This window comes from Mycobacterium sp. IDUB_17, from assembly GCF_055419465.1.
The window spans coordinates 435,151-446,868 of sequence record NZ_JBVAXS010000006.1; the positions used below are offsets into that span (position 1 = coordinate 435,151).

Annotated in this window: 12 protein-coding genes; 4 read left to right on the forward strand and 8 right to left on the reverse strand. The window is 67.5% G+C overall.

The window, feature by feature from the left end:
- Nucleotides 1-15: 15 nt before the first annotated feature.
- On the reverse strand, nt 16-819 hold the full coding sequence (locus tag ACZYZ7_RS25470) for a class I SAM-dependent methyltransferase (protein WP_135456000.1): 804 nt from the start codon (nt 817-819) through the stop codon (nt 16-18).
- A 90-nt stretch (nt 820-909) separates the two neighbouring features.
- Between ACZYZ7_RS25470 and ACZYZ7_RS25475 the strand changes: the two genes are divergently transcribed.
- From ACZYZ7_RS25475 to ACZYZ7_RS25485, 3 genes are all read left to right on the forward strand, one after another.
- Nucleotides 910-1,650: an SDR family NAD(P)-dependent oxidoreductase gene (locus ACZYZ7_RS25475; RefSeq protein ID WP_135456002.1), complete on the forward strand. Its 741-nt coding sequence runs from the start codon at nt 910-912 to the stop codon at nt 1,648-1,650.
- Nucleotides 1,647-2,027 (forward strand): hypothetical protein, encoded by a 381-nt coding sequence (locus tag ACZYZ7_RS25480; protein ID WP_463742106.1) that lies wholly within the window; start codon nt 1,647-1,649, stop codon nt 2,025-2,027. Before ACZYZ7_RS25475 ends, ACZYZ7_RS25480 begins: the two co-directional genes overlap by 4 nt.
- Nucleotides 2,028-2,109: 82 nt before the next feature.
- Entirely contained in the window at nt 2,110-2,349 is a 240-nt protein-coding gene (locus tag ACZYZ7_RS25485) for a DUF1918 domain-containing protein (RefSeq protein ID WP_135456006.1), read from the forward strand.
- Here the strand turns inward: ACZYZ7_RS25485 and ACZYZ7_RS25490 are convergent.
- Entirely contained in the window at nt 2,346-3,173 is an 828-nt protein-coding gene (locus ACZYZ7_RS25490; protein WP_463742107.1) for a universal stress protein, read from the reverse strand. The genes ACZYZ7_RS25485 and ACZYZ7_RS25490 overlap by 4 nt on opposite strands.
- 208 nt (nt 3,174-3,381) lie before the next feature.
- Here ACZYZ7_RS25490 and ACZYZ7_RS25495 point away from each other — a divergent pair, with 208 nt between their 5' ends.
- The gene (locus ACZYZ7_RS25495; RefSeq protein ID WP_463742108.1) at nt 3,382-4,965 is read left to right on the forward strand and encodes an adenylate/guanylate cyclase domain-containing protein; all 1,584 of its coding nucleotides are present in this window, start codon (nt 3,382-3,384) and stop codon (nt 4,963-4,965) included.
- A gap of 38 nt (nt 4,966-5,003) precedes the next feature.
- On the opposite strand, the gene ACZYZ7_RS25500 is transcribed toward ACZYZ7_RS25495, so the two are convergent.
- The 6 genes from ACZYZ7_RS25500 to ACZYZ7_RS25525 form a co-directional block, all read right to left on the reverse strand.
- Nucleotides 5,004-6,578: a serine/threonine-protein kinase gene (locus ACZYZ7_RS25500; protein WP_463742109.1), complete on the reverse strand. Its 1,575-nt coding sequence runs from the start codon at nt 6,576-6,578 to the stop codon at nt 5,004-5,006.
- 114 nt (nt 6,579-6,692) lie between these two features.
- A complete protein-coding gene (fmdA, locus tag ACZYZ7_RS25505) occupies nt 6,693-7,949 on the reverse strand; it encodes a formamidase (protein WP_463742110.1) in 1,257 nt (418 codons plus the stop codon).
- Between the two features lie 19 nt (nt 7,950-7,968).
- Nucleotides 7,969-8,193, reverse strand: coding sequence for a zinc ribbon domain-containing protein (locus tag ACZYZ7_RS25510; protein WP_450070755.1), 225 nt, complete (start codon nt 8,191-8,193; stop codon nt 7,969-7,971).
- Nucleotides 8,194-8,414: 221 nt separating this feature from the next.
- A complete protein-coding gene (locus ACZYZ7_RS25515) occupies nt 8,415-9,596 on the reverse strand; it encodes a PucR family transcriptional regulator (RefSeq protein WP_286175069.1) in 1,182 nt (393 codons plus the stop codon).
- Between the two features lie 93 nt (nt 9,597-9,689).
- On the reverse strand, nt 9,690-10,628 hold the full coding sequence (locus tag ACZYZ7_RS25520; RefSeq protein WP_450070756.1) for a PDR/VanB family oxidoreductase: 939 nt from the start codon (nt 10,626-10,628) through the stop codon (nt 9,690-9,692).
- Nucleotides 10,629-10,647: 19 nt separating this feature from the next.
- A complete protein-coding gene (locus ACZYZ7_RS25525) occupies nt 10,648-11,706 on the reverse strand; it encodes a Rieske 2Fe-2S domain-containing protein (RefSeq protein ID WP_450070757.1) in 1,059 nt (352 codons plus the stop codon).
- Nucleotides 11,707-11,718 lie beyond the last annotated feature (12 nt).

The window sequence follows — 11,718 nt, forward strand, 5'->3', positions numbered from 1 at the left end:
CATCCTCAACCGGATCTACTTGCGGATGCGGGCGATACCCATCAGATGGTTGGTCATGTCCCTGATGCCGGGGAGATGGCCACTGAGCCGAACCAAGCTCATCGCCGCCTGGTGGATCTCCTCATCGACGACCGGAAGCTCCTCCAGGGCAAATCCATTGGCACCTTCGATGGCGTGAGCCTCTGCGTCGGGCAAGCCTGCCGCTGCCATCTCCTGCAGGAGTTCTTCACCGGTGTGGAAATGGCCGCCCGGGAATCGGACGGTAGCAGGCGCGTCCCCGCGCTCCAGCAGTGCGATCAGCTCGGCGGGATATGTCGCACCCGTGAGATCGTCCCGCCCCAGGGTGTTGACGGTGTGGCAGGCGAACCGGGTGATTGCCGCCGCAAACAGCCAGCCACCGGACCGTGCGACCCGTTTTGCCTCCCTCAGGCAATTGATCCGGATGTGTTGGGAAACAATGTGATACAGCGGACCGAACATCAGGACGACGTCGAACGCATCATCCGGGAAGTTGAGGTCGCGAGCATCGCCGATCTCGGCGGTGAAGGTGCCGCAGCGGCGAGCAGTCGCCACATGGTCGGGTACCGGGTCGATCAGAACCACGTCATGCCCCTGCTCGGCGAGGGCGGCCGCATGGACACCCGTCGCACCCCCGATATCCAGAATCCTCGACCGCGGCGCGATCCGTGCGCCGACTAGTTCCTGGACACGCTCGAATTCCAACCGCCCCTGTGCCGATCGGGTTCGCAGCCGCTCGGATTCGGTGAACTGGTTGGTGTAGTAGGCCTGAATTCGCACGTCCAGATCCGGCTGATTCATCCTCGTCACGATAACGATGTCGAATACCGGCCACCATTGATTTAAGCCACCCAGTCAGCCCCCGCCAGACCGCGTGAGAAGGTGTGAGCCATGACAGCTCTGGATGGAAAGGTCGCGTTGGTCACCGGTGCCTCATCGGGTCTCGGCGCGGCAGTGGCCCAATTGTTCGCTGCACGCGGCGCCTCGGTGTTCGGTGTCGCCCGCGACGCCGAGCGGATGGCGACAGTCTTCGAGGACGTGCCCGGCGGCGCTTATGCCTCGGTGGACATCTCCTCCTCGGAAGCCTGCCGGGACGCGGTGGCCCAGTGTGTCGAGAAGTTCGGCCGCCTCGACGCCCTGATCAACGTCGCGGGATTCCACCAGATGCGCCACACCGTCTCGGTCACCGATGAGGACTGGGACAAGGATCTCGCGGTCAACCTGAACGGTCCGTTCTTCCTGTGCCGGGCGGCCCTGCCCCATCTGCTGGAGGCCGGCGGCAACATCGTCAACGTCGCCTCCATCGCCGGAATCGAGGGTGAGGTCTACTCGGCCGGATACTGCGCGGCCAAGCACGGGCTCGTCGGCCTCACCCGTGCCCTGGCCATCGAGTTCACCTCGGAGCGGCTTCGCGTCAACGCGGTGTGCCCGGGCGGCATGCTCACCCCGCAGACCACCGAGTTCGCCGCACCGGAGAACGCCGACTGGAACCTGATCATGAGGATCGCCGCGCCCCGCGGAATGATGGACGTGGCCGACGTCGCCAAAACCATCGCATTCCTGGCCAGTGACGACGCCGCCGCAGTGCACGGCGCGGTGTACATCGTCGACGCGGGCAAGACAGCGGGATGAGGACCACCACGCTCTCCCCCGCGACGCATCGCAGTATGGCGGTCGCCGGCTCGGCCGCCACTGCGGCCAGCGCGGCGGTGGCCGGCTCGGCCGCGACCGTCACCAGCGCGGGAGTCGCAGGATCGGCGGCCACCGCGTCCAGCGCCGGGGTGGCCGGCTCGGCGGCGACGGCCGGCAGCGCCGCCGTATTCGGAAGCGCGCTCACCCTGCTGTCATTCGCGATGATGGGCTGTCTGGCCTGTATCGGCTGCTTCGCGTGCCTGCGGTGTGTGGGTTGCCTCGGCTGCGCCCGCTGCCGCGACTGCGTCGGCTGCGTGGGCTGCTACAACTGCTCAGGCCTGCGCAACGCGCGCGGCCTCCGCGATGTTCACGTGTGAATCTTCTCGGCGCACGGTTCCTTCCGCGGCCCGACGCGCGCACGATAGGAGTGTCCGCCTGGTACGGCGAAGGGAGCGGACGATGAAAGCCCACGTCGGCGATTTTCTGGTAGTCAAAGGCACCACCACCGACCAGCACGATCAGCACGCCGAGATCCTCGAGGTGCGCACCGAGGACGGATCTCCACCGTTTGTGGTGCGGTGGCTGGTCACCGGCCATGAAGCGACGGTCTATCCCGGCCCTGACGCGGTCGTGGTCTCGGCCGCCGAACACTCCCGTGCGGCCGAACGCGCAGCAGAGCGTCAAGGCCGCCGAGGCTAGCCGCCCGGAACCACCAGGACCGGACGGTAGGTGCGCTGCAGCGTCGCGGCAGCCACACTGCCCAGCAGCACCTTCTTCAGCGCCGACCGCCCGCGCGAGCCCACGACGACGACAGCGGCCCGTTGATCTTCGGCAAAGGCGACCAATGCGTCAGCGGTCGCTCCGGCGCCGGACCCGCGGAATCTGGGTACGAGATGCGCCGCCTGGGCTGCGGCAACGTCAACCGCGCCGCCGTCGTCCACCCCGACTGTGACCACCTCACGGGCCGGGAACAGGGCCCGGGCGGCACTCAGCGCTCGCTCCGAACCGGCTGAGCCGTCCACGCCGACCACGACCGGACCCTCGGCCACCGCGTCGTATTCCGCCGAGAGCATGGTCTGGGACACCACCAGCACCGCACGGGGCGCGTGGTGCACCACGAGGTCCGAGACACTGCCGAGCTTCGAGTCGCTCGCACCGATCCCTCGGGCACCGACGATCAACACGTCGGGTTCGAGTTGTTCGGCCACCTGCGCCAACCCCAGGCCCTCGCCCGCCCAGGTGCGCTTGACCAGCGGCTCGGGATTCCAGCCGGCCGCTCGCGCCAGGATGACGCCGGCGTCGACCAACCGTGCGGCCTCACCCTCGCTTTCGTGATCGACCAGATCGATCAACTCGTCGACATTGCGCGCCGAATGCCGCAGCCGGGCCCGTAACCCCTTGCTGCCGAACGGCGGCGTGCACAGATAGACGACCACTGCGTCGGCGGCCGGGAACAGTGCGGCGCCGCTGCGGATCGCCGCGTTGGCCGCCAGCGACCCGTCATAACCGAGCACTACCAACATGTGTGTCCCCTTGTTCCGTTCGTGCATCCGATTCCAGACTAAAGGGCCGGTGGGGATATCCGACGCCACCGGCAAGTAGCGGAGCGGATTGACGCGAAGGCACCGGCAAGTAGCGGAGCGGATTGACGCGACGGCCCAGTGCGCCGAGCAGGAAACAGGTAGCCGACTACCCTATCGAGCGCCCGCGCCACGCGCGCACGCTTTGTTCATGGACGCCACCGTCAACGGCTTGGCACACCTCGACACTCCCATCGCTGTCGCCCCCGCCGACATCGGGGCCGAACTTCGGGACCAGACGTTCAAGCGGTGGGTGTGGGGTGCGGCCGTGGTCAGCGCCGGGGGCGGCGGGATCGTCGGCGCCTTCCTGGCCTTCGCGGCGCCCATCGTGTTGAGCCCCGCGGACACCCATCGCCTGCTGATCCGCGGCGGCAGCGTGCTCATCGTGTTCCTGGCGGTCGCGGTTCCGGTGATGCTGCGGGTACGGCGCCACCGGTTCGCCGCCAGCACGGCCTGGCTGAGCGAGGGGCGTGCGCCCACCGCGGGGGAACAGCGGATGACGCTGGGCGCCCCGGGTGAGGCGGTCCGGTTGTCCGCTGCGGTGTGGGGCGTCGGGGCGGTGATCTTCGGGTCGCTGGCGCTCACTCAGCAGGTGTCCACCGCGGTGTACATCTTCAGCGTGGTGGCGCTGGGCGGCATTTCGACGAGCGCGGTGTGGTACCTGATCGTCGAACGGGTCATGCGGCCGGTGTCGGCACGGGCGCTCGACGGTGCCACCCCGGACCGACGATTCGGACCGACGATCGGGCGCCGGCTGGTGATGGCATGGCTCCTGGCGACGGGAGTTCCGTTGTTCGGTATCGCGGTGCTGGCGGCCAGCTATCTGGCCGACATCGGCTTCCTGGCCGAGCGCACCTTCGCTGCCATCCTGATCCTGGTGGCGGTGGCGATCGTGGTGGGCCTGTTCGCGATCCTGATCGCCATCCGGTCGGTGACCGACCGGGTCACCGCGCTGCGCCGCGCCCTGGCCCAGGTGCAAGCGGGTGACTTCAGCGCCCGGGTCGAGGTCGACGACGTCAGTGAAATCGGGCGGCTACAAGCCGGTTTCAACACCATGACGGCCGGCCTGGCCGAGCGAGAACGGATCCGCGACACGTTCGGCACTTACGTGGATCGCGATGTGGCCGAACACATCCTGTGCGCCGCCGGATCGTTGGAAGCCCAGGAGATGGATGTCACCCTGATGTTCGTCGACGTGCGCGGATTCACCACACTCGCCGAGCGGCTGCGGCCCACCGAGGTGGTGACGACACTGAACCGGCTGTTCGAGCGGATCGTCCCGATCGTGCACGACCACGGCGGCCACGTCGACAAATACGCGGGTGACGGGCTGATGGCGGTCTTCGGGGCACCCCGGCGCCAGGACCGTCACGCTGATGACGCCTTCGGTGCCGCGCTGCAGATCGCCGACGCGGTGCACGAGGAGTTCAGCGGCAGCCTGACGGTCGGCGTGGGCCTGAACTCCGGACCGGTGGTGGCCGGAAATGTCGGTGGCGCAGGGCGTTTGGAATTCTCGGTGATCGGCGACGCGGTGAACGTCGCATCCCGGGTCGAGACCGCCACCCGCCAGACCGGCGACACCGTGCTGCTGACCGCCGCCACGTTGAGTCAACTCACCGGGGACCGAGGCGATTTCGAGCCCCGGCCGGGGTTGGCGCTCAAGGGCAAGACCAATCCGGTCGCCGTGTACGCCCCCGTTTCAGCAAAGGCGCGCGTAGTGCAAACGGCCTCCTGACAGGGCTTTTCGTCGGCCGTATGTCACGCGGTCGCGTATCAGCGCTCGCCGTATTCCAGTGGCGGTTCCGACGAATCGACCTTGCCGTAGCTGCTGATCGTGAGACCGTCGGGCCCCACCTCATAGCGCGCACCGTCGGCGGGGTTGACGGCCACGAAGCCGTTGCCGGACCGTTCGGCGGTGGGGATCTGGAGGTTGGCGCCGTCGCTGAGCCGCTCACCGCGGTAAGAGAAGCTGTCGGAGCCGGTCTGGCAGATCACCGCCAGTGAGGACGCGGTCCGGATCACGGCGGCCGGGGTGCTACCCGCGGGGCACCGTGCGGTGTGGTCGACGAAGCCCTGGTCGTCGGTGCCGCTCACGTTGGCCGTCGCCGACCCTGCCGTGGTCGTGGTCGTCGTCGGCGCCTCGGATGTCGCGCTCGGCGGGGTCGGCGCGGTCAACGTCTCATTGGTGGAGGCGCCGTCGCCGCCGCTCGCCAGGACCGCGGCCAACACGGCGGCGATCCCGAACAGGCCCACCGACACCAGGATCAAGGTGAGCTGGGCCCGGCTGAACCGCGGCTTGCGCGCCGGAGCCTGCTGTGCCTGTGGCGGGGGCGGCGGCGGTGGGTACGGCGTGTAGCCGGTGTGGTTCGGGTTGGGGTAGATCGACGAGAACTCGCGGGTGCCCGGTGACGGCGGCTGCGGCTGCGGTTGCGGTTGCGGAGTGAGCCGCGGAGGGGCGGGTGCGGGCGCCGGAGTGGGCGGCAGCAGCGGCGGCGGTGCGGGAGCCGCACTGGAACCGGCCGCGTCGCGGGCTGCCTTGGCCAGTTCACCGGCGCTGGGATAGCGGTCGACGGCGTCCTTGGCCATGCCCTTGGCCACGACGTCGTCGAATGCGCGCGGGATGCCGCGGCGCATGATGCTCGGCCGCGGCGCCGGGGAGAACATGTGGGCGCTCATCAACTGGCGCAGATCGCCCGTCTCGAACGGTGGCCGGCCGATCAGCATCTCGTAGAGCAGGCACGTCAGCGCATAGACGTCGGCAGCCGGCCCGACCGGGCCACCGGAGAACCGCTCCGGCGCCATGTAGGCACTCGATCCGATCAGCACACCAGTCATCGTGACGCTGGCCTCGCCCCCGACGTGAGCGATGCCGAAGTCCACCAGGTAGGCGAAGTCATCGGCGGTGAGCAGGACGTTCTCCGGCTTGATGTCACGGTGCACCAGGCCGTCGGCATGCGCGGCGTCCAATGCCGCGGCCACCTGCGTGACGATCGCGGTGGCCCGCTCCGGGGACAGTGGGCCGTTGGTCCGCAGCAGCTCCTTGACGCTGGCGCCCTCGACCAGCCGCATGTCGATGTACAGCACACCGTCGATCTCGCCGAAATCGTGCACCGGGATCACGTGCGGTTCCTGCAGCCGCGCCGCCACCCGGGACTCACGCCGGAACCGCTCCTGGAAGCTCGCGTCTGCCGCGATCTCGGTGCGCAGCAGCTTGACCGCCACCATGCGTTCCTTGACCGTGTCGTAGGCCCGGTACACCTCACCCATGCCACCGACACCGATCAGCGATTTCAGCTCGTAGGGTCCGAACCGGGTGCCGAGGCGCGAGGCACCAGGGGGCGGGGTCATTGCGCGATCCTTTCCGGTTGCACCAAGCCCCGGGTCGGGGCGGGCACGCGGTCGTCTCGGTGACGAGGATAGTTCGACCGCGGCCCGGCCCGCCGCGACTGGTGTCCGGAGGTGTCAGTTGAACGACGAGTGCGGGGCCCCCATACCAGGGTCGATCTGCACCGGCCCGGTGACCGACGGCGCGACCGGGAAATCGAAGATCGCGGTCGGGATATACACCGTCGCACAGGCATTCGGAATGTCGACGACGCCGGACAGACGGCCTTCGATGGGGGCAGCACCCAGCAGCAGGTAGGCCTGCTCAGGGCTGTAGCCGAACTTGGTCAGATAGTCGATCGCGTGCAGGCAGGCCCGCTGGTAGGACAGGTGCGAGTCCAGGTAGCGCTGTTCACCGTCGAGGGTGACCGAGGTGCCGGAGAATGCCAGCCATTCGGAGTACTGCGGATCGGTGTTGCCGGGCATGAATATTGCGTTCTCGCTCACACCGTAGGTCTCCATGCCGCCGGGGATGACGTCGACGCGCAGGTCGATGAAGCCGCCCATCTCGATGGCACCGCAGAACGTGATCTCGCCATCGCCCTGGGAGAAGTGCAGGTCGCCTACGGAGAGGTTGGCCCCGTCGACGTACACCGGATAGAACACCCGGCTGCCCTTGGTGAGGTTCTTGATGTCCTGGTTGCCGCCGTTCTCGCGGGGTGGGGCGGTGCGGGCCGCCTCGGCGGCGGCTTTGGTGAAGGCGTCCCCGGTCAGTCCGCCGAGGATCGCGTCGCGCGGTTCGGGCGGCAGGGCCAGCGGCGGCACCCGGTCGGGGTCGGTCGCGATCAGTGCGGCCTCGCGGGTGTTCCACTTCGCCAACAGCCCGGTCGAGGGCGCGGTCCCCATCAGCCCGGGGTGAACGATGCCGGTGAACTCCACGTGCGGGACGTGCCGTGAGGTGGCCTTTTGACCGGAGAAGTCCCAGATCGCCTTGTAGGCGTCAGGGAACTGATCGGTGAGGAAGCCGCCGCCGTTGAGCTTGGGAAAGATGCCGGTGTAGCCCCAACCCTGGCCGGCCAGCGGCCCGGAATCCTCCTGCGGGATGGGGCCGACGTCGAGGATGTCGACGATCAGCAGATCGCCCGGTTTGGCGCCTTCGACGGCGATCGGGCCGGAGAGCACGTGCACCGTCGTCAGCGGTGCGTTGAGGATGTCGTCGGCCGAATCGTCGTTGACGATGGCACCGTCGAACCATTCGCGACAATGCACCCGGAACGAGTCGCCCTGCTTGACCGTCACCGCGGCCGGGATGTCGGGGTGCCACCGGTTGTGGCCCAGCTTCTCCTGATCGGTGAACTTCTTGGTCGAGTCGAGCGGGAATACCAGTTCGGGCATCGATCCTCCTTCGCGGACTTCAGGGACGGGGCAACTTCTGATGGAGCGGGTTGGCGGTGACTTTCTGCCGCCGGCCGCCTGCTGGCGGTCCGGCCACCACTGCGGGACGGTCGGCCGACGCGCGTGTCGCGTCCTGCAGTGACATGGCGGTCGAGCCGCCTCGGCCCAGGTTCGGGGCCGCGACGGTCCTGCGGGCCGGCCCCCGGCAGTCAGGGCAGTCGATCACGTCCGGACGCGCGCTCATCGAGAACATCTTCTTCGTGACGCCACAACCGGACGCACAACGAAATTCGTAGAGAACCAACAGGTTTCCTTAGCGTTGCCGGGAGCTGCTCTGTCGACAAACGTCACACTACCGACGAACACCCGGCTCAGCAGGGCAGTTGGACAACAACACACCACAGCTGAGTCAGGCTGTAGACATCTACAGTTCGGCCGACGTCCCGGTCTGGCGCCGGGGCGAGTTCACGGCCGAGTATGCGGCGCTCGCCCGAGCTGGATCACCTTGTCGTGCACCGGCTTAGCCGCGTCAGCGACGCCCATGCCCATGTTCCGCGCCGCCCACAACGCAATCCGGAAATTGGTCCGGTCGGTTTCATCGAGCGGGTTGGCACCGGTGAGCTCGGCGATCTTGGCCAATCGGTTGCGCAACGTGTTCACATGCACGTACAGCTGGCTTGCGGCTGTCGAGATGTCGTTGCCCGGTGCCAGAAAAGCTTCCAGGGACGGAACCAGGTAGCCGTTGTTCAGCTTGTCGTGGTCGACCAACGGCACCAAGAGCCGGTGGACGAACGGCACGAGACGAACTTTCGGTACCGCAGCCAGCAGTCCGTCCAGCGTGGCGATCTCCTCGATGTGCACCGAGCGCCGCCAGCGGATACCTTCACGCAGCGCTTCGAGCGCCTCGGGAATCGCGTACACCATGGACTGGGCGTCCGGGGCGATGGCGACTCCGCACACCAGATCGGAGGCCGCCAGTTCGGCAGCGAACTGTTCGGAATGGGGGCACAGCGCCACGATGCGGTCATCGAGTATCGCGATTGCACCCGCATGCCGGTCGACGAGCTCGTGCACCCGGGTGTGGACATCCGTGGTGAACGCGCACACCGCTACCGGGGTTCCGGCCAGACCACATTCGGCGAGGGCAGTCTCGACCGGACCGACTCCCAGGGTGCCTGCCATGAACCAGCGCAGTATCGAACCCAGGTCCCGCTCGCGCGTTCCGACCTCCCGATCGGCGATTCTCATGGAATCGGCCCAGTCCACGATCCGCCGGAAGGGCACCGCGGCATGCTGGGCCAGCAATGGCAGGTCCAAGTCGACGCAGGCCTTCACCAGGGCTGCGGGCGGTTCGTCGAACAGATCCCCCAACCCGACCAGCAGCGCAGTGACACGCCGCCGGCTCAGGGTCTCGACGTAGCGCCGGATCGAATCGTCCGGCTGATCGGCTACGGGTACCCCGATGCTGAGGATCAACTCCTCCCCCGACAGGTACTGCGACGGGTCGACGAGTTCGGTGGGATACACATAGCGGATCGGCCGGTCGAGATCGCGAATCGGCGTCAAAGTGTCGACATGCAGGCTCGGCTGGGCCAGCAATTCCCTGAGCAGCACGGTGCCATCGTGGGGTGTCGCCTCTAAGGTCATGCTGTCCTCGTCCGCTAGCTGGTCATCGACGGACATCGGAACACTCCTGCGGGCACGCTCATGGCAGCGGAGTTTAGAGCCATGAACGCGTCCTCACAGGTCGAGCGTGATCTTTCCGCCGAGAGAGCGGGATACGCAGATCATCATCGAGGTGTTGGCCGCCCGCTCGGCCTCGGTGAGCAGGTCATCGCGATGGTCGACCTCGCCGGCGAGCACCTTGGTCTCACACGTTCCGCAGAATCCACTCGTGCACGAGAACGCGGTGTCGGGGGCCGCATCGAGAACCGCCTCCAGCACGCTCTTGTTCGGCGGGACCACCACCGTGGCACCGGTGCGGGCCAGCTCCACCTCGAAGGCGCCGTTACCGAACCCTCCGGTGGGCGCCGCGGTTGCGGCGAACCGCTCGACGTGCAGTTCGACATCCGGGTAGCCGGCGCTGAGGTCGGCGACGGCAGCCAGCATGGGCGCCGGGCCGCAGCAGTAGACATGGGTCCCGGCCGGACTGTCGGCGAACACGCCGGCGATGTCGGGCAGCCCCATCTCGTCCTGCGGGATCAGCGACACGCCGTCGATGCCGGCCAGGCGGTCGGCAAAGGCCATGGCGGCCCGACTACGGCCCCCGTAGATCAGCGTGAACTCGGGACTGACCGGGGCGCTGCGTAACTCATCGATCATCGCCGCGATCGGGGTTATCCCGATACCGCCGGCGATGAAGAGGTACCGCGGCGCCGGGCTCAGCGCGAAGGCGTTCTGGGGCACCCCGACCTCGACCACGTCGCCGATACGCAGCATCTCGTGCACCTCGCGGGAGCCGCCGCGGCCGTCGGCGACCCGCAGCACCGCGATGGTGTACCGGTACGGATCGTCGCGCGGACCGCACAGGGAGTACTGCCGGACGCGTCCGGACGGCAATGTGATGGGGATGTGCGCACCGGCTGCCCATGCGGGCAGCCGGTCGCCGGTGGGGCTGGCGAGCACCACCGAAATGACGTCGGTGGCTTCCAGCCGCAGTTGAATGACATTCAGCTTCATAGAGGTAGCGGTTGCCGGTTCAGACCCGAGCGTGGCCGTTTTCGGCGGGCACCTCGACTTGCGCCGCGATCAGGTTCCGCTCCTGCTGAATCGTCTGCACCGCATGCTGGGTCGCGCGCCGGTAGTTCAGCGTGTAGATGTCGGCCGGCGCCGACACCTCGAACGCCTGCCCGGCAAGCGGAACCTCCTTGGGTTCAAGACCTTCGAGCACCGGGGTGTCCTCGTTGAAGACCTTCGTCTCGATCTCCAGGATCTCGTCGACCGTTCCGCCGCGGAAATCCTTGTCGGTGGCCACACCCCAGAAGATGATGCACTTGTCGTAGCTGACCGGCGACGGGAAATCCACCAGATACCGCTTGCCGAGCGACTCGCCGAAGTCGTACAGGATGGTCGCGATTCCCGGCGCGTAGGAGTGGTAGTGCATCCAGGCATCGCCGACATCGGAGAAGTCCGAATCGGGCACCCCCGGGTAGAAGTAGGACGCCCACACCTCACGACCGTCACGCTTGACGGCCAGCTCGTCCACCACCGGGTTGACCTCGCCCATCGACGGCGCATGCACGAACGGGAAATGCGCCATGTCCCGGAAGTTCTCGGTGGCCGCCATGAATCCGCACTCGGCGTGAATGGGCTCCGCCGCACGCCATTCCAGCTCCAGGCCGCCGATCTCAGGCGGATGTGGCAAGTCGAACACCGGGTCGCCCAGGCACGTCCAGACGTGTTCGAATCGCTCGATCACCGGATAGGACTTGATCTCTGCCTTCGGCGGAATCCGTTGTCCCTCGGCCAGAGACGGGATGTGACTGCACTGCCCACTCTGCCCGTCGAACCGCCACCCGTGGTACGGGCAGGCGATGCTGTCGCCGACGACCTTGCCGTCGGCCAGGTTGCCGCCCCGGTGGATGCAGCGCCGGTCGGTCACCCGGGCCGCACCGGTGGAATCACGGAACACCACCAGCTTGTGGTCGAGCAGGGTGGCAGACTGCGGGGTGTCGATGTCCTGGGACCGGGCCACCACGAACCACACATGCTGGTAGGCCTCGCGCAGCTTGTCCGGGGTGAGGGCTTCGCGTTTCATCGGGAATTCTCC

Bases quoted from the DNA above. Each gene is read 5' to 3' on its own strand.
- ACZYZ7_RS25470 (WP_135456000.1), bottom strand. From the start codon at position 819: ATGAATCAGCCGGATCTGGACGTGCGAATTCAGGCCTACTACACCAAC.
- ACZYZ7_RS25475 (WP_135456002.1), top strand. From the start codon at position 910: ATGACAGCTCTGGATGGAAAGGTCGCGTTGGTCACCGGTGCCTCATCG.
- ACZYZ7_RS25480 (WP_463742106.1), top strand. From the start codon at position 1,647: ATGAGGACCACCACGCTCTCCCCCGCGACGCATCGCAGTATGGCGGTC.
- ACZYZ7_RS25485 (WP_135456006.1), top strand. From the start codon at position 2,110: ATGAAAGCCCACGTCGGCGATTTTCTGGTAGTCAAAGGCACCACCACC.
- ACZYZ7_RS25490 (WP_463742107.1), bottom strand. From the start codon at position 3,173: ATGTTGGTAGTGCTCGGTTATGACGGGTCGCTGGCGGCCAACGCGGCG.
- ACZYZ7_RS25495 (WP_463742108.1), top strand. From the start codon at position 3,382: ATGGACGCCACCGTCAACGGCTTGGCACACCTCGACACTCCCATCGCT.
- ACZYZ7_RS25500 (WP_463742109.1), bottom strand. From the start codon at position 6,578: ATGACCCCGCCCCCTGGTGCCTCGCGCCTCGGCACCCGGTTCGGACCC.
- fmdA (WP_463742110.1), bottom strand. From the start codon at position 7,949: ATGCCCGAACTGGTATTCCCGCTCGACTCGACCAAGAAGTTCACCGAT.
- ACZYZ7_RS25510 (WP_450070755.1), bottom strand. From the start codon at position 8,193: ATGAGCGCGCGTCCGGACGTGATCGACTGCCCTGACTGCCGGGGGCCG.
- ACZYZ7_RS25515 (WP_286175069.1), bottom strand. From the start codon at position 9,596: ATGACCTTAGAGGCGACACCCCACGATGGCACCGTGCTGCTCAGGGAA.
- ACZYZ7_RS25520 (WP_450070756.1), bottom strand. From the start codon at position 10,628: ATGAAGCTGAATGTCATTCAACTGCGGCTGGAAGCCACCGACGTCATT.
- ACZYZ7_RS25525 (WP_450070757.1), bottom strand. From the start codon at position 11,706: ATGAAACGCGAAGCCCTCACCCCGGACAAGCTGCGCGAGGCCTACCAG.